This is a genomic window from Dictyobacter kobayashii (genome assembly GCF_003967555.1).
GTDB lineage: Bacteria > Chloroflexota > Ktedonobacteria > Ktedonobacterales > Ktedonobacteraceae > Dictyobacter > Dictyobacter kobayashii.
Map to the genome: position 1 here is coordinate 5,702,143 of NZ_BIFS01000001.1, position 22,240 is coordinate 5,724,382.

The following is a 22,240-nucleotide window of genomic DNA, read 5'->3' on the forward strand; positions in this document are numbered from 1 at the left end:
CTTTCATTCTAATGAGGTATTAAGTGAAAAGTATTATTATTTGGGTGTAAATTTGCATTGGTATACGAAACACTCCTTAGAATCGTATATACAATGGTTCCTGGGTATTATGGTTGTTCGTTGATGGCCAGGACGCGGAATGTCTGGCGTTCGATGAGGATGTCGATCTGTTCGTGGCCGGATTTGCTGTGGAAGGTGCTGACCCAGGCCGGGATGCCTGCGTGTTCGGTGGGCTGGCCTGGTTGCCAGTGGATACGTTTGTGGGTTTGCCAGAAACGTTGCACCTGTGGCAGATCAAAGGTCAGGTGCGATAGCGTATTGTAGTGGGTGCGCTGGCATTGGCCGCAAGTGATGGCGATGCCGGGCTGGTCCCCCAGGCCACGATGCCTGGCTGGCAGTTCGGGTGCCTCGTGGGTGGTCAGCGTGGCCGAGGCACCACAAAAGATGCAGGTCGGCTCCTGGTCGATGGTGTGCCAGTAATAATTGTGAAGCCAGTTTGCTAGCTGCACATATCTGGCCGCCGCACTACTGACCTTCGGCCAGTTGCTATCTGTTTTCTTTCCACCCACAGGTGCGTTGCAGGCCCGGCACTTGAAGAGGAGACTATCAGATGCGCCATTCTCATGCAGGACAATGTGGTCCGTTCCACACCAGGGACACCACATGCGCGTCACTAATGGTTCGATGGTTGTTTCTCCTGGTTGGTAGATGCCGTAGGCCGCCAGTTCATCGCTCAGCTGGGTGGTCAGGACGGTGCGCAGCGCTTGCTTCCCGCGATAGATACGCTGGACCAGCGTGGCCTCGTTCACCTGGAGTTGGCGCGTGATTTCATCGTGGTTGTCACCGTGAATGTAGCGCGCGACCAGGGCTATGCGCAATGGTTCCGACAGGTGGGCCAGAGCCTCATTTAGCAGGGAACTGAGCTCCGTGCGCTCAAATTCTAGCTCAACACTATAGTGGTCTGGGGCCGCCAGCAGTTCGAGGTTCCATTCGTCCTGTTCCTGTCCATCAGATGGCGCAGCGCCGTTGTCACCGGGTAGTGGTAGGATACGGTGGGCACGCTCATGATTATCTTCGCGCAGCCAGCGCAAGCAGACATTGTGGGCAATGGCGGCCAGCCACCTGCGGCGCTCCTCACGTTGCTCACTGCTCCGATCGTGCAATTTCTGCTGATGGCGCCATGCCTCCAGCAACGTCTCCTGTGCCAGATCCTCGGCGGCATCGGCGTTTCGGGTCAGCACGGCACACTTACGTACCAACCATGGGCGCTCGGCGGTTAAAAGAATATCAACTGCAGGCTCCGTCTGGGCATCAGGCTTCGCTGGTGGCAGCGCCACCGTCTCTTCAAATGGCTGCGGTAACATACGTTGCTTCTCTCCTTTAAGCATAATACATAGAGTAATGTAGCCTTGCATTAAACGCTACATTACTCTATCGCGAGCCGCTCCCCAAAACCTGACATGTCTGAACGTGTGGGCTCTATCCTCTATCCATTATTTGTTTTTGACGAGTACAAAAAAGCGGTAATCAATAGCTCCTGAATTGAGTGCTTTGTACATGTGTGATCCCTGCATGGCCGCAAAATAGTGGAAGATTTTTTGTAGCATAGCAGGAACGCGCTGCTGGATCAATTTCTGTTTTCTTTCATTATCGAGATTCAGGGCCTTCAATACATTCATCGTGATGCATTCTTCTCGTATTTTGGTCAAGCCAGAGTCGCATAGCTGCTTTTGTAGTGTATCGATGGCATCCCGGGCGCGATAATCAGTGAAAAGAAAATAGCCGCCTGGACGAAGAACGCGCCGCACCTCGCTCAGGAAGGTATCCACGTGACCGTATCCATAGGAAGACTCGATGTTGACGACGACATCAAAGCTATTATCCGCAAACGGCAGCGCTTCAGCGTCTCCCTGGAGGAAATGGAGCTTCTCGACCTGGTGATAGGTATTGCAGAACGCCACCGCGTTTTCAGAGATGTCCAATCCTGTCATGGAGCGCGGCCGGAGGTAGCGGGTAATATATGATGCTCCGCCTCCACGCCCGCTACCTACCTCCAGCACATCACAATTGTTCAGCTCAACAGCACCCGCCACATGATGATACATCTGGATGCAATAGCGATTAATCTCATCACGGCCAGCCAGTGCTGGTGACTGTTCTTTGTCCGTATGGGTGGGAGCGTAGCCAAGGTTCATAAAGACCATTAAAGCCTCTTTATCCAGGACCGATAGGTATTGAAACCAGTGTTTGATCAGGAAGCGCCTGACATTGGGAGATAGATTACAGGCCATATCGAAGAGTTGAGCAATCATCTTTTAAAAATATCTCCTAACTATATTATTGCTATAGATTCGCGACGCTGAGTGCTCAATGTCACGCTCACTCATTTGTTAGGAGTATAGTGCGCTTATGTCACGTAATTATGGCGAAATTGTGTTATTATGCCCTGTTATTGTGTCGAATTTGTAACAAGGTTTCTGGCCTGAAAAGTTGTAAAAGCTGCTCGCTCAAACGGCACACGACGGTGGCACCTCGTCAGACTGGAGGCGCCACCTGATCTCGCCAATAGCGCGTAATGGTTCTGATGGGCAGGGGGATACTGCGGTGAAAAACGGCGGGTGTGTTTCACCAGGGCTGTGTCAGAACTGATTGTGAGGCTGGCGCTGGCCGCTAGACCCAGTGGGGACGATAGCGCAACAGGGCGCCCACGCCTCCCATTTCCTGGAGAATGGGATGGCCCATGACAACCTCGACCTGGGCACCTGTATTGGCCGCCCGGCGCACAAGTTCGCTGCGCAGCTTTTCGTCTAATGAGGCATCGTTGGCCAGAATCAGAGTATCGGCCTGCCCATGTTCAAGCGCGTCGAGTGTTTCTTGCATCCCGCTTACCGCGAGCCCGTTGGCGCGTATTCTCTCCACAAGGTTGTCAGCCTGGTCGTGCGATGATTCCCTTTCCATATATTCCATGACCGGCCTGATCTCATCATGAACCTCGCGCAGCGGTGTGCGGATATCAAGGTTCAGTATCTCTTCGTGCACCATTGGCTCTAGCGTGTTGGAAAGCTCCTGGTGCAAGAGGGGGATGGCCACCGCATCACCAGCCAGAATGACGCGCCGTGCGCCCTCTTGCTGTACGAGTTCCTCGATTGCCGCCGCCGCCTCGCGCGCGAACGCTTTACGTTTATTCTCGACGCGCCGATGATAGCGAGCCTGGTTTAAGCAGTGAGCACTACGCTTGCCATAGCCGGCTGGCGAGTCGTCGGGTCCAGCCACCTCTTCCAGGAAGCCCTGGCGCGTCACAAAGAGGCGCGTCGTATTGGTATCAACCACCGCGGTCACGACCGTCTCCTGCTCGTCCAGCAGGTGGGCCAGTTGGAAGAGATCAGGATAGGGCTCGAACGCGATCTGGTTCTGAAATGGTACGCCAGTTTCCAGGGTTTCAAAGAGTCCATGCGCATCGCAGGCGAAGATAGCCACTCCCTGCAGCCAGGGCTCAGCATGATTTTCAAGATAATGCTGTACTTTCTCTGCATCCTTGCGAAAGCCCTCCAGGGTAGGATGACGAGGCAGCAGTGTTTTTTCGATCTCGCGCAAGCGGCTGCGTAGTTCAGTATCAGCTGTGCGTTTCCATGGCTGCTTACCGGACATATGCGGACTCATATCCAGGTAGATACTCAGTACATAGGCTCCATCAGGCTCAAAAGACGCGAGTTTATGGAACAGTTCTTTAGCAGTTTGCATATCTATCTCCTTCTGAAGACAAGCTTACTCGTGCCACTTCCACCCCACCTTAATAAAACGTTGACTATGGATAGAATGTAGCTCTGCCAATCTTTGTAAGCCGATGATTTGCCAATGACATCAATTATGTGGTTTTCCCTAAAATTGGCCTGTTTCTCCCTTGACTTAGAGTTAACTCTAACATTTATACTTCTTTCTAGAACGAGATAAGGAGGCGCCACCTATGTATCTCACCATGCAAGAGGTTGCTGAGCTGACGGGCATATCGGCATATACGATTCGCTTCTACGAGAAGAGCGGTATCTTGCCCAGGATTGAACGCAGTGAGAGCGGCATCCGCCGCTTTAGTGAGGCCGATGTGGCCTGTCTGCGCTATATTGCTGATTTCAAGAAGACCGGCATGGCCCTGGAAGATATCGCCCCATTGATTGCAGAAATTTCACGCTACGGCTGTATTCTGAATAAATATGAGCAGGGCGAGGCAACCGAACAATCTGTCATCAAACGTTATCAACTCCTCCGCGAGCAGCAGCAGCGGCTGCTTGAGCAACGCGAAAATCTTGATCGTATGCTGGCCGAGGTTGGCCGCAAACTTGAGCGTTATGAGCGCCACTTCGCCGCCCAGTCGGCGCTGGCAGCCAGCGGGGCGAGTGCTAAGGAAAGTATAGAGAGATAGTATGCATCAGACACAAACCATGCGCGCAGTCGCGGTATCCCATTTTGGTGGGCCAGAGGTCCTTGAGGTCCATGAGTTTCCTGTTCCTCAGCCAGAGGCGGGAGAAGTATTGATAAAAGTTGCCTACGCAGGCGTCAACTATGCCGAATTGATGGCCCGGCGTGGAGATTATCATGCCCAGCCAACCCCATTTATTCCTGGCTATGAGGTCTCAGGTACGATTGCGGCGGTCGGGCGGATGTGGAAGGCTTCCACAGCGGACAGCCAGTTGCCGCGCTGACAATACGTGGCGGCTACGCGGAATATGCAACGGCCCAGGCCATCCTCACTTTCCCATTGGATAGCGCTGAGGGAGCTGTTGACATGGAGCAGGCCGCGGCCTTTCCCGCCGTCGCTCCAACGGCCTATGATCTGCTGGCCAACGCGGCCCGTATGCGTCCCGGGGATAGCGTGCTGGTGCATGCTGCCTCTGGTGGAGTAGGTATCGCGGCCGGACAGATTGCCCGTGCCCTGGGGGCCAGCCTTGTCCTGGGTACGGCCAGTAGCGAAAGCAAAGCCGCCTACGCGCGCCAATTTGGCTATGACCATGTCTTTTTGACGACAGACTTTGAGCAAGCCGTAATGGAGATCACGGCTGGTCGCGGGGTTGATATCGCCCTGGATGCGCGTGGAGAGCCAACGCGCAGCCAGAACCTGACCGTGTTGGCCCCCTTTGGACGACTGATTGTCTTTGGTGACGCCGGCAATAATCCAGAGCAGCCAATTTCTCCCAGCAATCTCTGGAAAGCCAATAAGGGCGTCATCGGCTACAGCATTACCTCGCTCAGCCAGACCGCGCCACAACTGGTTGCAGAGACAGTACAGCACGTCCTCCGCTTAATGGCACAAGGAGCGCTAAAGATTGATGTCTCCAGCGTCCTCCCATTGGAACAGGCCGCGGAAGCCCACCGGAGCATCGAAGCCCGTACCAACCTTGGCAAGCTTCTCCTAAAAGTCTAGTTCACTTAACGCAAAAAGATTAATAAAAACAATAAGAACGATGACCTGTCCGTGAGGGGCTTGCCCCCAATACATTTCATTTAAGAATTAAACAATACATCGGACGCAACAATGATAACGATCAGTACGTGCGGGGCTTGCCCCCACTTCCTTCGTTCCTGCCCGAAAAACAACAATAATAATGCGATGCGCTTAAATAATAGCCGCAAAATCTCTTCTTGTTGCTTTTTCGAGCGGGAAGATTAAAAGCGGGGGCAAGCCCCGCACGTACTGATCGTTATTATTGTTGCATTCATTTCTATGAAGCATTAATTGAAATATATTGGGGCAATTCCCACACGGACAGGTTATTGTTTTTGTTGCGTTTCTCGTTTGGAGAGGTGCTGTCAGGACATGATACGTTTGAAGAAGAGATAGCTGGTCCCTGCCCTGGACTCATCGACAGAAATGCTTATGGTACCTGTCATCTCCCAATGATTGGCACCTAGCTGGCCCAAAAATGTATTCAGGTCTAGCTTCTTCCAGTTTTGGAGTTCCTGCCCATTGACGGCTTTTGGATGAAGCTCTTTATAATCGAGGATCTCTGGTGCAACGAGAACCGTCAAATATTCCCACTGAGGACTTGATGACATACCACTCTCCTTTTCTTGCTTACAAGCCATCCTGGCTCCGCCTTAACGCAGTCAACCCTGCTTCCTTTATTCTCTCATATTTCTTTCTTAGAACGCAAATTAGTATTATATGTGTCTTTTCGTAGCATTAAATAAGTAGAGACAAATAATAAATAAAGATTATTATTTTGCCTCTATCAAGGTAACGCAATCTTAAAAAAACATTGAGGAGACTGCTGAGTTATGAGCGTGCTAAAGAAAGCGTGTCCTCATGCGTAGTAATCAGGAGCTTTTTTGAGGGCGGGCCAATGATCTTCGTCGTGGCCGAAGACGGTCAGGGAGACCTGTTCGCGCTGGACGAGATTGAAGAGCTTGCGAGCGCTGACGAGGGCCTGGGCCGGGTCCAGATCTACACCGTTTTCGTATAGGCGTGTCTCTGGATCGAGGTCGCTGGCCATAGCGGCGGCATCAATGGCGAGCAGGACCGGGCCGGTTTCTGGCAGACGAACCAGCACCGCCTGGTGGCCGGGAACATGGCCACTGGTCTCGATCAGATCTACACCAGGCACCAGCTCAACATCGCCCTCGACGAGTCGGTAGCGCAGGTCCGGGTGGTCCCAGTGGGAACGCGTTAGCTGGAAACGCGAAGCCGTACTGGCGTGCGCAAACTCATAGTGCGCGCGCTGCACAATCAGTTCTGACCAACGAAAGGCATCATGATTGCCCGCATGATCGGGGTCAAAATGGGTGCAGACCAGTATGTCGATATCCTGCGGCGTAAGGTTGATGGTGGCCAGTTGCTCGACAACAGAGAATATCTGTAAGTCTTGATGGCCATTGGGAGTAAAGGAGCCATCCAGGGGAACGCCCGTATCGACCAGGATATTTTTATGGTCGCTCGTCTGAATGAGATATCCTGGAACCGGCGATCCCACTGTATTTATCGCCAACTGTAAGAGATAGAGCCGTGTGGGATATGTTGTTGTCATGATTTTTTGCCTTCCTCTTTTTTGAGAGACCGCGGTATATGTTTTAGTGTGGGATGTTCGGATAGTGTTGGATTAACATTTCTAGTACCCAGATAATGGGTGTGACGGCGCTGTACAGGAATAGATAAAAGGCCAGCAGGAAAATAGTGAAGAGGGTGGAGAAGAGCAGCAGGTTGCGTGCCTTCTGCGGATCTTTAAGTTCCTTTATGACCTGTCTGACCAGCCCGAGCGGGTTGGTTAGTACATCCCAGCTATTGAAGCGCAGGAAGCGACCAATGTAGATACCCACATTGGAAAGGAAAAGATAGACCACAAAGATCACCCAGGCAAAAACTGGTGGCAGATAGAGATCCAGCATGCGGTGAATCAGGAGTAGCGAGAAGCTTCCCAGCAGCACGCCGCAGAGGGCCAGCGACAGGATGACGATCGTGTCAAACCAGAATGGAACGTTATTGACCTCTTCTTTGAGGTGGTGAAACTCGGTGACCAGGTAGGTTGAATTGGGAAAGAAGACAAACCAGATACATAAGAGCACGATTACCAGCCAGGGCTGCGAGGCCATGGTAACCAGAAAGAAAAATAGTGCAACGCTGACACAAACGATGGGTATCCAGGCCAGAAAGAGATTGAGCAGCATGGGTTTGTAGAGTGGGTAGGGATAGATCCTAGCACGCGCAAATAGCAGGCCGACGGTCAAAATGGAGAAGAGGATTACACTCCCCAGCATCGGCACAAGCAGTGCCGTCGTAACAATCAATTCAAAATGTTGATTCATTGTAAAAATTTCTCTATTTACGATACTAAAGACACAGCAATTCTAAGATATTATAACATGCATATGCTTAAATTAATATAGATAATGCGTAAGAATGCTGCCTGATATGATTCGCGTGGACCTGTGAGGAGCGAGGGTGTAAGTGGTTGCCTGTAAATAAAAGGAAAACGAAAAAAGCCTGCATCGAAAGCAACAATAAAAACGATCTGTACGTGCGGGGCTTGTCCCCGCTTTTAACCTTCCCGCTCGAAAAAGCAACAATAGGAGATCTTGCAGCTATTTGGTTGAGCGCATAGCGTTATTATTGTTGCTTTTTCATGCGGGAACAGGAAAAGCGGGGGCAAGCCCCGCACGTACAATTTATTATTATTATTGTTGATTTTTCATGCGGGAACAGGAAAAGCGGGGGCAAGCCCCGCACGTACAATTTATTATTATTATTGTTGATTTTTTATACAGGAACGGGAAAAGCGGGGGAAATCCTCATAGGCGCGTGGACCTGTGAGGAGCGAAGGTGTAAGTGGTTGCCTGTAAATAAAAGGAAAATGAAAAAAGCCTGCATCGAAAGCAACAATAAAAACGATCAGTACGTGCGGGGCTTGCCCCGCTTTTAACCTTCCCGCTCGAAAAAGCAACAATAGGAGATCTTGCAGCTATTTGGTTGAGCGCATAGCGTTATTATTGTTGATTTTTCATGCGGGAACGGGAAAAGCGGGGGCAAGCCCCGCACGTACAATTTATTATTATTATTGTTGATTTTTTATGCAGGAACGGGAAAAGCGGGGGCAAGCCCCAACGTACAATTTATTATTATTATTGTTGATTTTTTATGCAGGAACGGGAAAAGCGGGGCAAGCCCCAACGTACAATTTATTATTATTATTGTTGATTTTTTATGCAGGAACGGGAAAAGCGGGGGAAATCCTCATAGGCGCGTGGACCTGTGAGGAGCGAAGGTGTAAGTGGTTGCCTGTAAATAAAAGGAAAATGAAAAAAGCCTGCATCGAAAGCAACAATAAAAACGATCTGTACGTGCGGGGCTTGTCCCCGCTTTTAACCTCCCCGCTCGAAAAAGCTGCAATAGGAGATCTTGCAGCTATTTGGTTGAGCGCATAGCGTTATTATTGTTGATTTTTCATGCGGGAACAGGAAAAGCGGGGAAAAGCCCCGCACGTACTGATCGTTATTATTGTTGCTTTTTTCAGACAGGAACGGGAAAAGCGGGGGCAAGCCCCGCACGTACTGATCGTTTTTATTGTTGCTTTTTTCAGACAGGAACGGGAAAAGCGGGGCAAGCCCCGCACGTACTGATCTTTATTATTGTTGCATTTTTATGCTTTTGTTAGGGTGTGGGTCCGGAGACCGCTGGATCGCCTCCGTAGAGGAAGCAATTTGTCCAATGTCCGTTGCCGAGCTCGGTTCGCGGCGGGAAGGCCTGTTTGCAGATCGGCATGGCGTGGGGGCAGCGCGGATGGAAACGACAACCCGTTGGCGGCTTGATCAGGCTTGGAATCTCACCGCGGGCGGGTATTTTGCTGACCCCCTTTACGATCTTATTGGCCCGGCCAGGATTAGGTGCGGCCGAGATAAGGAGCTGGGTATAGGGATGCTTGGGCTGCTGGATTACTTCGTCGCTGGGACCTCCCTCAACGGTCTGACCGGCATACATGACCAGCGTACTTTCGGCGAAGTAGCGCGCGCTGGCGATGTCATGGGTGATAAAGAGCAGGGCTAGCTGCTCCTCGTCCTTGAGGCGCAAGAGCAGGTTGAGGATATCGAGGCGGATCGATACGTCGAGCATCGAGACCGGCTCATCGGCCAGCAGGACGCGTGGCTGGGCCGCCAGGGCACGGGCAATGGCGACACGCTGGCGCTGACCACCCGAGAGCTGGTGTGGATACTTCTCAATGAACTGTTCCGCTGGCGACAGGCTTACACGCTGCAGCAGGCTTATCACCCCGGCTTCAAGCTCATCCCGGTTAGTGGCATGGCGGTAAATCTGTAGCGGGCGCGCCAGGTGATAGCGAATATTGTGCACCGGGTTGAGCGACGCAAAGGGGTCCTGGAACACCAGCTGCACATTGCGGCGATACTCTTTCAAGCTAAACTGCCGATTCACTATCCGACCCTGATACGACATCGTGCCCGAAGTTGGCTGATAGACGCGCGCCAGCATACGTGCCACCGTCGTCTTACCGCTACCGCTCTCCCCCACCAGCGCCAGCGCCCGGCCGGGATAGAGGGCCAGATTGGTATCCTCAACCGCCTTCACCGTCATCGCCTTGCTCCAGAAGCTCGCCTGGCGCAGCGGAAATTCCTTACGCAAGTGTTCGACCTCGATAATCGGTTGAGGATTCGGTCCCGCAGCGTCCTGGAACTGATCAGAGGTGTTAATATGCGGTGTACTCATCGCACCGTGCTCCTTTTTTTAGCCAGCTCCTCGTAGCCGCGCGCAAAATTATCGTTAGTTGGTGTGCTCCTGGTGCCGGTCATAGCAGGATCGTAGAGGTGGCAGGCAACTGTCTGGGATGGATCATCAGGAACCGCGACCTTGAGCTCGGGCACTTTCATCTGGCAGGCGATAAACGCGGAAGGGCAGCGCTCGCGGAAGGGACAGCCCGAGGGGATATTGCGCAGATCGGGCGGCGAGCCAGGAATACCCGTCATCCAGCGGCGCGGACCATCGATGGTCGGAAACGAGTTCATCAGGCCATAGGTATAGGGATGGCGCGGATGGTTGTAGATATCCTCCGGCATCGCAAACTCGACCAGCTTACCCGCGTACATCACCGCGATCTTATCGCAGAGCTCAAGCAGTAGCGAGAGATCGTGGGTAATAAAGATCATCGAGGTCCCGATCTCTTTACATAGCGCACTCACCAGCTCAAGGATCTCACGCTGCACCACCACATCCAGGGCCGTCGTCGGCTCATCCATAATAATAAGTTCAGGATTCAAGGCCAGGGCGATCGCGATCACCACGCGCTGGCGCATGCCACCGGAGAGCTCATGAGGATAGCTATTCAGCCGATCGGGTGCGAACCACCTGTAAGAGCTCTTTGGCGCGCTTCTTGCGTGCCGCGGCATCCCATTCAGGCCGGTGGATATTGAAGACATCCATCAACTGGTTGCCGATCGTCATCACAGGATTAAGCGCATTCATCGCGCTCTGGAAGACCACCGAGAACTCATTCCAACGGAATAGCCGCAACTGCTCCTTATTCAGACTAAGCAGCTCGACGCATCCCTGCTGCTCATCCAGATAGCGTTGCAGGGCAGGGACGCGCAAACGGCCATCGTGTAGACCCGGATAATAAAAGATCTCGCCATCCGTCACCAGGGCCGGGGGGCGCAGGAGGCGAGCAATCGCAAAGGCCAGCGTCGACTTGCCGCTACCACTCTCGCCCGCCAGGCCAAGAATCTCGCCCCGCTTAAGGGTAAAGCTAACGTCGCGTACAGCATGAACATTGCCGTTGGACGCCAGGTAATCGACGTACACATTGCGCACATCGAGCAAGATATCATTTGTTTGCATAAGGCAATTACTGCGTCTTTCTATAGTGTGCCGCGCTTACTGGGCGCGTTCAGGCCGTTTCAAGGCGAAAAAGGACCTGAGGCCAGGCAGGTTCGTGATGGTGCGCTCACGGCGTAGTTTCGGATTCGCAAACTCATCGATACCAAAATTAATCATGGCCAGTCCCGCGCCTAGCAGGGCAATACAGGCTCCAGGAGCGACATACCACCACCAGGCACCGAGCAAGAGGGCATCATTATTCTGCGCCCAATAGAACATCGTGCCCCAATCGACCACGCTCACATCGCCCAGGCCAAGGAACTCCAGGCCAGCCGCCGTCAGGATCACATAGATGGCTGTCCCCACAAAGCCCGAAGCCACAATAGCAATCTCATTGGGCAAAATTTCGGAAAAGATGATGCGCCAGGCCGACTCCCCGCTTGACTTACTGGACTCCACAAAATCACGCTGCTTCATCGAGAGGGTCTGGGCGCGCAAGACACGTGCATTATAGGCCCAGCTGGTCAGCGCAATCACCATGGCCACGGTCAGCGGACCCTTCTGCGGCACATAGGCGGCCAGCACGATTGCCAGCGGAAAGCTCGGCAAGACCAGAAATATGTTGATCAACATCGTCAGTGCATCATCGACCAGGCCACCCAGATAGCCCGCCGACAGACCGATGACGATCGAGAGCACCGTCACCACCAGCCCGGTGAGAAAGCCCCACATAATCGAGACGCGCGTCCCCACCAGGATCTGGGACATAATATCCTGACCCGTTTGTGTCGTGCCCAGCAGGTGGGCGCTCGAAGGAGGCAGCAGGATATCATTCGTCAGGGCGTTGGGGTCGGAATGGGGAAAAAAGGGGCCAAAGATGGCCAGCAACACAAAGAAGATCACGATATACAGGCCAATCGTCGTCTTCTTATTGAGGGTAAAGATCCGCCGCAGCACAGCCAGGGGAGCAGCCAGCGCAGACTTCTTTTCCGCGCCAGCCGCCATCAGCACTGGCGCGATATTTACTTCCTGCTCACTTATCGGCTCATTGGGTAAATGCGGCTCACCCGCCGACGGACGAGACGTCAAATGATCACTCATTTCAAGCGTAATCCTTTACTAACGAACGCGGGGATCAAGCAGCGTGTATACCAGATCCGTCAGAAAATTCGCGCCCAGCACAGCGATGGCAATCAAAAGGAAGATCCCCTGCAGCAGCGGATAGTCGGATCCCTGAGCGGCCTTGAGCAGCGCGAACCCGATGCCTGGATAGGAGAAGACGACTTCAGTGAGCAGTGAGCCGCCCACCACGAAGCCCAGCGAGAGGGCAAAACCAGTGACACTGGGCAGGATCGCATTGCGCGCGGCATAGGCAAACATCACACGCCGCTCACTCAGCCCTTTGGCCTCGGCCAGCAAGACATAATCCTCGGTCAGGGTGGTAATCATCGAGTTACGCATGCCGAGCATCCAACCGGCGACCGAGCCGAGCACAATCGTACAGGCAGGCAGGATACCGTGCTGTACTGCGCTGACGATAAAGCTGGTATTCCAACCCACATCGGTCGAGGTATCATAGCCGCCATTGAGCGGAAACCATTGCAAGGTATAGGCAAATAGATAGAGTGCGATCAGAGCCAGCCAGAAATAAGGGATGGCCGAAAAGAATGTCAGCATGGGGGGAAAGATATTATCGATCAGCGAGCCACGCTTCCAGGCAATCAGCGTGCCGAGTAAGACACCGATGAAGAAACTAATGCAGACAGAGGTGCCGATCAAGGTCAACGTCCAGGGCAGTTCCTGGCCAATAACGGTCGAGACAGGTGTCGGGAAATAGGTAAAAGAGGTTCCGAGATCCCCATGAAAGAGATTGACCAGGTATTGGAAATACTGTACCCACAGAGGATCATGGGAGAGGCCGAACTGCAATTCTAAGGCATGGATCGTATTGGGATTGAGGCGACCCTGGAAATTCGCCATCAGCGCGCCGGCCGGATCGCCAGGAGCCAGGCGGGGGATAATAAAGTTAATCGTAATCGAGGCCCAGAGGGCTACCAGGTAGAAGCTGATACGACGGAGCAAATACTTCACCTGAATACTCCTTTTCTATAATCGAGGGAGATCAAGATATGATATATGCGGCCCGCTCCCCGCATATAGGATGAAGCAACCATCCCATATGCGGGGAGCAGGCAGCAGCAGTGCCGTGGACTGGTCGTGATGGTCCACATCACATCACGACCAGGCAAGGACTATCGACTGACGGGATGTTTAAGCGGGTTTGAGATTAAGAGCGACGATCTCAGCATCCGGGAAATCGAAGGGGCCGGAGAGGCATAGGCATTCGTACTGGTTGGCCAGCCCGAGAACTTCGCGCTACTGTATTCATACCAGGTTGCGCCATAGACCAGGGGATACTCGGCAACTGTTCAACCATCACTTTTTCCAGCCCATTGAGCGCATCCTGCTGGACGGTCTTATCGGTCGAGGTCGCGTATTGGACCAGCATCTTATCCGTTGACGGGTCCATCCAGCGCTCGAAATTGGATGAGGCCGTCTTACCTACAGCGGCGCTATTCGTGCTATTGAGCAACGAATTGTACAGGTAGAACGGAGTTGGGCCAGGATTGGTCCAGGAGATAGCCATATCGTAGCTACCCATCTGCAACGCGCTGAAGTAGCTATTGAAAGAGATCGAATTGACTTTGGCATCGATACCGATGGCCTTCAGGTTAGCCGCAATAATCTGGTCGGCCGTCACCCAGTCGGTCCAACCGGTAACGACGTTGATGTTGAAGGAGAGCTTCTTGCCGCTCTTATCACGGTAGATGCCATCGGAACCCTTGGTAAGGCCCGCGCTATTGAGCAGTTGCTCAGACTTATTGGTATCCATGCTAAAAGCTGACGAGCTATACGATGGATTCATATTGCTCTGATTGGCGGGCAGGATCAAGCCTGTCGGGTGAGCGACCGGCTCATAATTGCTCTCAGCCACTTTAAAGATCTTGTCACGATCGATGGCGCTACTGATAGCCTGGCGCACAGCCAGCTGATCAAATGGAGCCTTCGCCGTATTCAGGTAGAGCATGACGATATTGCGGTTCGGGAACCAGTAGTGGTTGGTGGTTGGATTCTTCGAGACAAAGGTCTGCTGGATATTGGGAGTGAAGAGTCCGGTCCAGTCCACATCACCGCGCGTCAGCAACAGTTCCGCGCTGGTATTGGAGTTGAAGGATGGATAGCGAATCTCGCTCACCGCGGGTTTGCCGGGCTGCCAGTAGTTAGAATTCTTCGTCAGGTCGATCAACTGTGGTGTGAACGACTTCAAGAGGAAGGGTCCGGTACCAACTGGCTTGGAGTCGATGTATTTTGTCGGATCGCCCACGCCTGTATAGTGCTGTTTAGAGACGATATAGGTCTGACCGGCAAGATACCATAAAATAGGCGTGTATGATTGCTTCAGATCTATTACAACGGTTGAGCTATCAGGAGACTGCACATCCTGAATATATTGCCATAGACCATTGCCATCGGCGGCGGGATACTGTTTGAGCATCTGCAAGGTAAACACGACATCATCGGCGCTAAACTTCTGACCGTCGCTCCATTTGACATCGTTGCGCAGGTGGAACGTGATGGTTTTGGCGTTGTTTGAGAACTGGTAGTCCTGTGCCAGCCATGGTTTGACCGAGCTATCCATGCGATTGAAGAACAGCAGGGTCTCATAGATCATGCCCTGTGATCCGTAGTTCGCGGACGCCGCGTAAGGACTAAAACCATCCGTAAAATCGCCTTTGGGGCTGGGAACAACATTCAGGATACTATTCTTCGTTTGAGATTGGCCGGGGGTCGAGGCGGCTTGTCCACAAGAGGCAAGCACGCAGAGCAATAGCATCAGGGTCGAGAAAATAGTTGCCTTTGACAAGCGAGGGTGCTTTTGTCCAGACATAAAAGAGCCGAGCAACATGGGAAACCTCCTTAAAAAAGGATAGATCGATCATTGATCTAAGAAAACAGGCTGTGTATACCAAGGGTTTCCAAGTTTTGTTAGTATCCATACCAACAGTTCGAGCGGCTAAACGGTTACTGTAAATTACCTGACATCTGGATGGGTATGCCCGTCGAGAAGATAGGATGCCAGGAACCGGACTGGATATTGACGGACCACAATGGGTGCTGCATCCAAATGCTTCTACATTAAGACGAAGTGAATAAAACCTCCATTTCCAGAGACAAAATTAAGATCACAACACCTCAGCGTGTAGTTTCTTCAGGACTTTTTTTAAGAGTTATTTTAATAACTCTGAAAAAAGAGTATACTGAGAACAGACAGGCTTGTCAATCCCTATCAGGCATATTTTTACAGTAGATCATAAACTGATTAAAAACAGAAGACTATTAGGTAATGGCTGGCATGTCGTGTATTTTTTTGAAGTTATGTTTTTTCCAGGTTTTTAAGAATGTGTCAGACTCCCATTCGCATGGGAAGCATCTCGCTCCTGTGCGGACGTGCGCTGGCGCGCCCGAGCTTCTTTTTCTTATGTGGTGTAAAAAAGTGCGCACAGCGCACTTTTTTACACCACATAAGAAAAAGAAGCTCGGGCGCGCACAATGGTTTCCATCTATTGTTGCACAGAATGCGCATTCGTGCATTCTGTGCAACAATAGATAAAACAGGGGCGGACGCCTGTGTGGGGGCACGTAAGCGCCCCTGGAAAAAGTGTGTCTGACACACTCTAAGCTTTTTTTGATCATCTACTTGACAGAGCGGGGGCTATCTACTTCTGAAGGATAGTGAAAACCATAGTTCTGGTCACTAGCCGGGATCAGGTTGAGAGGGAGAGATCCGTGCATGCCAGACATGATGAACGCCAGAAGACTACGAGATTGCTTGTATTTAGCTCAGAGAGGAACCTAAGTATTATGGGTCTCAACCCCACTGCCCGCGACTTGAGGCGTATCAACAAGCGCACCATTCTGCAAACGATGTTTCAGAGCGACTCTATTAGCCGGCTTGAGCTAAGCCAGCGTTCCGGTCTGAGTACAGGAACGGTTACTAATATCATCAACGAACTGTTGACCGAAGGGATCGTGCTCGAATCGGGCTTCGCGGAATCTGAAGGCGGGCGTCGCCGCTCCATTCTCACCTTAAATCAGACCTATCGCTATTTTCTGGGTGGTGAGCTAGGTGAGACGGATATCATGATCGAGCTTTTTGATCTACGACTGCAAAAATTGAACGCTTTTCGCATATCCCTGACCCCCGAACAAAATAATCCCTCCCAGGTGGTGCGCTTTCTGATCGATGGGATAACTATCCTGTTACAGGCGGCGGAGCTTACGCCAGATAAAATTCTCAGCATGGGACTGGGACTGCCTGGGATCGTCGAGTACACCGAGAGGGAGATGGTTTCGGCGCCGGCCTGGAACTGGGAACCTATTCCGCTCAAGGCCATGCTGCGTGAGCACTTCCCTTTTGCATTCCACCTCGACAACGGCGTAAAGGTCATGGCATTAGGGGAAGTCGAGTCCAATCCGCTGATGGCCACAAAGACGGTGGCTTCGGTTACGCTAGGGACCGGTGTTGGCGCGGGCATTATCCATGAGGGCAAGCTATATCGTGGCGCTACCAACAGCGCGGGCGAATGGGGGCATACTATTTTCAACCTGGATGGTCCGCTGTGCCGTTGTGGACGCCGGGGTTGCCTTGAAGCATATATCGGGTCGGCGGCTATCATTCACCGCCTGCGTGAGCGCGCTGACCAGCATCCCGCCCTGTCGTGCCCTGACGAGATCAGTATTATCCAGGCCCTGATACGGGCGGCCCGACAAGACGATGCCGTTGCCAACCAGGTTTTAGAGGAGACCCTGCACTATCTGGGAGCCGGCCTGGCGAATCTGATCAATCTCTTCAATCCACATTGCATCATCCTTGGTGGCTGGTTGTCAGGGGAACTGGGCACCTTTGCGCTCCCGGCCATCGAGGAGATTGTGGCGCGCTACGCGCTCACACAGCCCAATGAGGTCGTCGAAATCAGCCTGAGCCTGCTTGGGCGAGACGGTGTAAGTATGGGGGCTGCCCGGCTATGCCTGGAAGAATTTCTGGATAACGTTGGTGGCGGCAAAAACTCGGCCTCCCTGACATCCTTGCAAAGATAAGCATATTTTATACGTAATAAATGGAAAAGCGCCCGCGAGGGGCGCTCGTATTGTTCTGGTTGAGCTGGCTTAATTTGACGTCATGATGCCGGGTTCGGGTTGTTTGCGGCGGCGACCACGCTGCATGAGCAGGAAGATGGTCAGGCCGTAAAGAGGGATCAGGCCAATGGTCCAGCCGAGCCATTGTGGGAGGGGTGGTGGCGCGGTCGCCTCGATGGGCACGCTGGCCGTGCCGCGTCCCGCGGGACCATTGACGGTAATGTCCAGGTCCCAGAGACCCTGGACCGTGATCTCGGCGGTCCCCTGGACCCCGTTGTGGACATTGGCGTCGGGGGTCAGTCCGGCGCGCACAGGGGTCGCTGGCACATCGCCTGGCATAGGGGTCGACGAGACATCATAGGTGATGGTACCGTTGATGGTTTGTTGTGGCTCAATCGAGAAAGGCAGCGCGTAACTGGCATGGGCTGGATAGGTATACAAGTTGACCGTCAATGGGTAAGGGCCAGCATTGACCTTGACAACCTTGACCGGCGTATTGCCATGCGTCGTGGCGGCCACCGAGTAGGCCAGTTCCCCTAGCACCGCTAGCAGTGCCAGCACACCTATACCAAGCAGCACAAATTGTAAGGGTTTAGGCATAGTATCTACTTACCTTTCCTGCGTGGACACAGATTCACCGATATTGCGACCGAGCCGCATTCCAATATAGGTGGCCAGAAAGCCTGGCCCGAACGAGACAATGGTGCCCCCAACCCCTAAAGCGCTCAGCACTATAACGAAGATGTAGGGCTCGACCGTATACATTGGCAGCATGCTGATTGAGGCCGCCAGGGTCAGGAAGAGTGCCTGTTTGCGTGTGGACCACTGTTTGCGCCGGGCGCGCCGCATCACAATATCGATCAAGATGGCCACCAGCAGCGGAGCAATAAACCATTCCAGGGCCACAACGGCAATAATAGGAGGCTCGCGACGATAGCTCAGGCGCTCCACGCCGACCAGCCAGTTCGTGGCGGGCTGTACATAGATAGCCATTATCCCGGCCAGTAGTATGTAGACGCCCGCCACCGCCGTCGCCGACCAGCGCCAGGGCAGCGCATAGGCCGCCGCCACCAGTACAAAGGCGGTCAGCAGTCCCGCCAGCACCGGGAAGAAGTTCAGGAACCCAAAGCCTAGATCGATTGACCGCTCTTCAGAGAGCGAGTCAAACAGCAGCAGCGTGAAGATGGCGAGCACGCTGGCCAGCGCAATTATCACACCGATCAAAGCACTACGCCGGATACGGATGCTGCGTGCCAAATTGGCGGCCGAAGCCAGCATATACACCGAGCCAAGCGCGACAACGCCCATACCGGCTACAAACATCACATGGAAAGGTGCCCAGATTGCCACATCGATGCCATACAAAGCATGCCAGTAAGCATCCAGCGGAAAAGCCACGGCGGCATCCAGGGCCGCGAAGCCAACCACGTACGCTCCCAATGAGCCAGAGAAGACACTGGCAAAGGAGGTACTGCTCTGAGCCACCTGCGAATCGCGGCGAGCCCATAGACTCTCCAGCACGACCGCGACCAGGCCCGCGACGCCGCTGATAGCCACCCCGGTCAGCATTAGAATATGGGGTGGGATCAATGTTCGGTCGCGTCCCAGGAACGTATGCCACTGAATATCCCAACTGGTCCCTTCCAGAAAAAGAATCGCCCCCAGTAACGCGATAAATCCCAGGATCAGGCGCATCGTGCCAACCATTTGCAGGGAGCGCACCTGCGTTGAGGTACGGCTGAGGATGGCGCCGTTATCAAGTGTTCTGGCCATAAAGAATATTCCTTTTTTCTTTTTTCATGCCCTTCACGGAGCTATATTTTCAAGCCTACAAGAGATGCCACTCTATCGATTGTCCGCTGCTCCTACTTACAAAATAATCATAGTCATAAGATGTACGAAAAGTATGACGGAATTGTTACAGGATTATGTCTGGGAAAATATTGAGCACTACATTTACAGGGAGCGTGCAAAAACGAGAAGGTATTAATTTATGTGCCCGCTATATTGACTTATTTTAATGTTTAAGGGATATGAATTTATGTTAAGCCATGAAAGATCTTTTGTCTATGAAAAAATACAGAAAAGTACTAAATTCTATCCAATTTGGAGAAAGTGTATTTCTCAGTAAAATTGTATATGAAACGCGTAATTTGTGCGCTTGTTTTGTATGTAATGGTGTTTTTACTGTTATTGACTGATCGATGACCATGTGTAAGAGTTCCTGTGTGGACGTGCGCTGGCGCGCTCGAACCTTTTTATAGTGTGGTGTAGAAAATGCGCACAGTGCATTTTCTACACCACACTATAAAAACAATGTTGAGTCTCTGTTGACTGTGACAGAATAATGTAGAAAGGTTGATTGATGCAAAAACAGACTAATCGTTCAAGTCGCCCGACTTCGGTAAGTACGCAGCCCGTTGAAGAGAGGCTAGAGGGTTTCGCATGGTTTGCTTATATGAGGGCCAATCATCCTGTTGTCTATGATGATCAGATGCAAGTGTGGCATGCTTTTAAATATGATGATGTGTATCAAGTAATCAATGATCCTGAGACTTTCTCTTCTGAAAATGTCCCCACCTTCTCCCACAATGTTTTTCTGCGCGATACCATTGTGTCGCAGGACCCCCCAATCATCGCAGATTGCGTCATCTAATCAATCAGGCCTTTACCAGGAGTGCTATTACCTCTCTCGCGGATGATATTAGCCAGCTAACCCAAACTCTGCTGGATAAAGTGCGCCCTCAAGGTAAGATGGATTTTGTAACGGATTTTGCCTTGCCGCTGACGACCAATCTGGTGGCGCTACTACTCGGAGTACCAGTAGAAGATTGGCATCTCTTTGGTCGCTGGACCAAAGGAGAGGATGAAACTCTGGTACCCCATACGCGTGAAGAGACCATCGCGTTCCATAATCTGGTGGGACAGGAAATATACGATTACTTCTCTCTCATGCTGGCCGAGCGGCGCCGCGAGCCGCGGGCAGATCTGATTACGGCATTGAGTGCGGCCGAGCTCAATGGTGAGAGGTTGAGCGATGATGAGATCCTGAAGTTCTGTGTGCTGCTGCTGGTGGCTGGCCAGGAGACGGTGCAGAACCTGCTCACACACTCCATCTATTGTTTAACGCAGTTCACCGAGTCACGTGATCAACTGATCCAGCAGCCAGAGCTTATTCCCTCTGCCATTGAAGAGGTATTGCGCTACCTGCCGCCGTTCTGGATTTCGGTGCGTCGCACCACCTGCGCAACCGAACTGGGGGGCAGCGTATCCCTGCCAACACGATTGTGAATGCGTGGAACGCCTCCGCCAATCGCGATGGCGCGCACTTCCCCGATCCTGAACGTTTCGATATTCAACGCACCCCCAACCGCCATCTCACCTTTGGCTATGGCATTCACTTCTGCATTGGCGCCCCGCTGGCCCGGTTGGAAGGCCGCATCGTACTCTCGCTGCTGCTCAAGCAGCTCAAGAATTTGCGGCGCATACCGAATGTCTCCGTTGATGTTGGCCCTGGACCGCTACATCATATTAACAACCTACCTGTCATGTTCGAAGCATAAGTAGCGCAGACAGAAAAGAAACCACCAATGGCTACGCGTCTCTCCCTGGCGGTTTCTTTTCTGTCTGTGTTGGTGAAGCTATTTATTCCTGCGGCGGTAGCTGTTGAGGATATTGCGATTGTGGTTGGTTATATTGTTGTTGGGCTCCATATGGATCATCAGTTTCAACGGGAGGCCTCTCAATAGGAGGCTGCTCGGCCGGGCGCACTGGTGGGGTATAACCTTCGTTGTAGGGACGCTCCTGAGGCGTCTGCGGTGGTTGCTGGTAAGTGGGATTGGGTTGCTGATAGGGAGGGTTGGGTTGCTGATAGTTCTGATAAGGAGCTTGTGGCTGGTAGGATCTCGGTCCCAGGTTCCAGCTGTTGAGTTGATTGTTAATGGGATTGCGGAACGCTCCCAGTACAATTGATAAGCCTATACCTAACAATATCAATGTCCACATACCGGTCAGGAAGCAGAGTGCCAGGGTCATAAACCAGACAAAGCCGTTGATGCCGCCATAGCGGGCGCCGCGGTAAGACATGCCCCAGGCGCCAAACAGGGCCGCGAAAGCCAGTCCGGTAAAGAAAATGGGGAGAAAAAGGCCGTGCCCAATAATGATAGCTAGTGCCAATCCGATCAAGACGAAACCACCGGAAATATTTCTAGGGTGATACACTACCTGCTCCTTTATGAGAAGATCAATAATAAAGCTCTACTTGAAAAGACGCTATTGAAGGGGCACAATAAAATTGTCTTCCTTTTTTTATCGGGCTGTGTGATGTGTTTGCGTGCGGGAGCTCAATACCGTTGCGATACGAAGAATTTGAGTTCAGAAACATGGGATTGGAGCCCGCCCCTTTTTTACCCTCCCCACAACAAACCAGGCAACAAGAACAACGATGCGCATAGGTTCGGCCCTGTAGGTGCGAGGCTTGCCCTCGCTTGCCGCCCTCCGCAGAGCCGGCGGCCCCGTATCCTAGCGCTTAGGCACCCTGTGGCATCGCCTTTTCCTTTACGCGGTGCCCAAACACGGACCATCCTTTTGGGCACCGTGTGGGCCGAGGTGTCAGAGACAAGTAACCACGTGGTGAGGATACCGGGCCGCCCTACCGGGGCGGCAATCGGCCGCTGAGGGCCGAACCTATGCGCATCGCCGTTCTTGCTGCCTGGTTGTGTGGGGAGGGTATAAGGG

The 22,240-nt window shown here is 52.5% G+C and carries 21 protein-coding genes and 1 pseudogene; 8 read left to right on the forward strand and 14 right to left on the reverse strand.

Annotation, left to right across the window (positions count from 1 at the left end; translation table 11 throughout):
* Positions 1 to 107: 107 nt before the first annotated feature.
* The 3 genes from EL645_RS25400 to EL645_RS25410 all read right to left on the reverse strand — a co-directional run bounded on the left by EL645_RS25400 (position 108) and on the right by EL645_RS25410 (position 3,741).
* Positions 108 to 1,364, reverse strand: coding sequence for an RNA polymerase sigma factor (locus EL645_RS25400; protein ID WP_161977682.1), 1,257 nt, complete (start codon positions 1,362 to 1,364; stop codon positions 108 to 110).
* A 129-nt stretch (positions 1,365 to 1,493) separates the two neighbouring features.
* Complete coding sequence (locus EL645_RS25405) at positions 1,494 to 2,312, reverse strand: class I SAM-dependent methyltransferase (RefSeq protein WP_126553416.1); 819 nt, start codon at positions 2,310 to 2,312, stop codon at positions 1,494 to 1,496.
* A 358-nt stretch (positions 2,313 to 2,670) separates the two neighbouring features.
* Positions 2,671 to 3,741 (reverse strand): baeRF10 domain-containing protein, encoded by a 1,071-nt coding sequence (locus EL645_RS25410; RefSeq protein ID WP_126553418.1) that lies wholly within the window; start codon positions 3,739 to 3,741, stop codon positions 2,671 to 2,673.
* A gap of 223 nt (positions 3,742 to 3,964) precedes the next feature.
* Here EL645_RS25410 and EL645_RS25415 point away from each other — a divergent pair, with 223 nt between their 5' ends.
* The 3 genes from EL645_RS25415 to EL645_RS25420 are packed head-to-tail and all read left to right on the forward strand — an operon-like array spanning position 3,965 to position 5,416.
* Positions 3,965 to 4,417, forward strand: coding sequence for a MerR family transcriptional regulator (locus EL645_RS25415; RefSeq protein ID WP_126553420.1), 453 nt, complete (start codon positions 3,965 to 3,967; stop codon positions 4,415 to 4,417).
* 1 nt (position 4,418) lies between these two features.
* Positions 4,419 to 4,697, forward strand: coding sequence for an alcohol dehydrogenase catalytic domain-containing protein (locus EL645_RS41375; protein WP_218032007.1), 279 nt, complete (start codon positions 4,419 to 4,421; stop codon positions 4,695 to 4,697).
* Entirely contained in the window at positions 4,658 to 5,416 is a 759-nt protein-coding gene (locus EL645_RS25420) for a quinone oxidoreductase family protein (RefSeq protein WP_218032008.1), read from the forward strand. Before EL645_RS41375 ends, EL645_RS25420 begins: the two co-directional genes overlap by 40 nt.
* Positions 5,417 to 5,802: 386 nt before the next feature.
* Here the strand turns inward: EL645_RS25420 and EL645_RS25425 are convergent, their stop codons facing one another.
* From EL645_RS25425 to EL645_RS25435, 3 genes are all read right to left on the reverse strand, one after another.
* On the reverse strand, positions 5,803 to 6,048 hold the full coding sequence (locus EL645_RS25425; RefSeq protein WP_126553421.1) for a hypothetical protein: 246 nt from the start codon (positions 6,046 to 6,048) through the stop codon (positions 5,803 to 5,805).
* A 248-nt stretch (positions 6,049 to 6,296) separates the two neighbouring features.
* Positions 6,297 to 7,016: an N-acyl homoserine lactonase family protein gene (locus EL645_RS25430; protein WP_126553423.1), complete on the reverse strand. Its 720-nt coding sequence runs from the start codon at positions 7,014 to 7,016 to the stop codon at positions 6,297 to 6,299.
* Between the two features lie 43 nt (positions 7,017 to 7,059).
* Positions 7,060 to 7,791, reverse strand: coding sequence for a DUF1361 domain-containing protein (locus EL645_RS25435; RefSeq protein ID WP_126553427.1), 732 nt, complete (start codon positions 7,789 to 7,791; stop codon positions 7,060 to 7,062).
* A gap of 762 nt (positions 7,792 to 8,553) precedes the next feature.
* Here EL645_RS25435 and EL645_RS25440 point away from each other — a divergent pair.
* On the forward strand, positions 8,554 to 8,907 hold the full coding sequence (locus tag EL645_RS25440; protein ID WP_126553429.1) for a hypothetical protein: 354 nt from the start codon (positions 8,554 to 8,556) through the stop codon (positions 8,905 to 8,907).
* Positions 8,908 to 9,133: 226 nt separating this feature from the next.
* Here EL645_RS25440 and EL645_RS25445 read toward each other — a convergent pair whose 3' ends face one another.
* The 5 genes and pseudogenes from EL645_RS25445 to EL645_RS25465 all read right to left on the reverse strand — a co-directional run bounded on the left by EL645_RS25445 (position 9,134) and on the right by EL645_RS25465 (position 15,272).
* Positions 9,134 to 10,201 (reverse strand): ABC transporter ATP-binding protein, encoded by a 1,068-nt coding sequence (locus EL645_RS25445; RefSeq protein WP_126553431.1) that lies wholly within the window; start codon positions 10,199 to 10,201, stop codon positions 9,134 to 9,136.
* Positions 10,198 to 11,326: pseudogene (locus EL645_RS45735) on the reverse strand (ABC transporter ATP-binding protein). Before EL645_RS45735 ends, EL645_RS25445 begins: the two are co-directional and overlap by 4 nt.
* 36 nt (positions 11,327 to 11,362) lie before the next feature.
* The gene (locus EL645_RS25455) at positions 11,363 to 12,406 is read right to left on the reverse strand and encodes an ABC transporter permease (protein ID WP_126553433.1); all 1,044 of its coding nucleotides are present in this window, start codon (positions 12,404 to 12,406) and stop codon (positions 11,363 to 11,365) included.
* Between the two features lie 18 nt (positions 12,407 to 12,424).
* Positions 12,425 to 13,396: an ABC transporter permease gene (locus tag EL645_RS25460; protein ID WP_126553435.1), complete on the reverse strand. Its 972-nt coding sequence runs from the start codon at positions 13,394 to 13,396 to the stop codon at positions 12,425 to 12,427.
* Between the two features lie 211 nt (positions 13,397 to 13,607).
* Positions 13,608 to 15,272, reverse strand: coding sequence for an ABC transporter substrate-binding protein (locus tag EL645_RS25465; protein WP_126553437.1), 1,665 nt, complete (start codon positions 15,270 to 15,272; stop codon positions 13,608 to 13,610).
* A gap of 956 nt (positions 15,273 to 16,228) precedes the next feature.
* Here EL645_RS25465 and EL645_RS25470 point away from each other — a divergent pair.
* A complete protein-coding gene (locus EL645_RS25470) occupies positions 16,229 to 17,464 on the forward strand; it encodes an ROK family transcriptional regulator (protein ID WP_126553439.1) in 1,236 nt (411 codons plus the stop codon).
* 69 nt (positions 17,465 to 17,533) lie between these two features.
* Here the strand turns inward: EL645_RS25470 and EL645_RS25475 are convergent, their stop codons facing one another.
* Positions 17,534 to 18,103 (reverse strand): hypothetical protein, encoded by a 570-nt coding sequence (locus tag EL645_RS25475; RefSeq protein ID WP_126553441.1) that lies wholly within the window; start codon positions 18,101 to 18,103, stop codon positions 17,534 to 17,536.
* Between the two features lie 9 nt (positions 18,104 to 18,112).
* Positions 18,113 to 19,276, reverse strand: coding sequence for a hypothetical protein (locus EL645_RS25480; protein WP_126553443.1), 1,164 nt, complete (start codon positions 19,274 to 19,276; stop codon positions 18,113 to 18,115).
* Positions 19,277 to 19,868: 592 nt separating this feature from the next.
* Here EL645_RS25480 and EL645_RS25485 point away from each other — a divergent pair.
* Genes EL645_RS25485 through EL645_RS25495 form a run of 3 tightly spaced genes read left to right on the forward strand, consistent with a single transcriptional unit; the run spans position 19,869 to position 21,066 of the window.
* Positions 19,869 to 20,159 (forward strand): hypothetical protein, encoded by a 291-nt coding sequence (locus tag EL645_RS25485; RefSeq protein WP_126553445.1) that lies wholly within the window; start codon positions 19,869 to 19,871, stop codon positions 20,157 to 20,159.
* Complete coding sequence (locus EL645_RS25490) at positions 20,147 to 20,794, forward strand: cytochrome P450 family protein (protein WP_126553447.1); 648 nt, start codon at positions 20,147 to 20,149, stop codon at positions 20,792 to 20,794. Before EL645_RS25485 ends, EL645_RS25490 begins: the two co-directional genes overlap by 13 nt.
* A complete protein-coding gene (locus EL645_RS25495; protein ID WP_161977683.1) occupies positions 20,791 to 21,066 on the forward strand; it encodes a cytochrome P450 in 276 nt (91 codons plus the stop codon). Before EL645_RS25490 ends, EL645_RS25495 begins: the two co-directional genes overlap by 4 nt.
* A gap of 82 nt (positions 21,067 to 21,148) precedes the next feature.
* Here EL645_RS25495 and EL645_RS25500 read toward each other — a convergent pair whose 3' ends face one another.
* A complete protein-coding gene (locus tag EL645_RS25500; protein WP_126553451.1) occupies positions 21,149 to 21,724 on the reverse strand; it encodes an ABC transporter permease in 576 nt (191 codons plus the stop codon).
* Positions 21,725 to 22,240 lie beyond the last annotated feature (516 nt).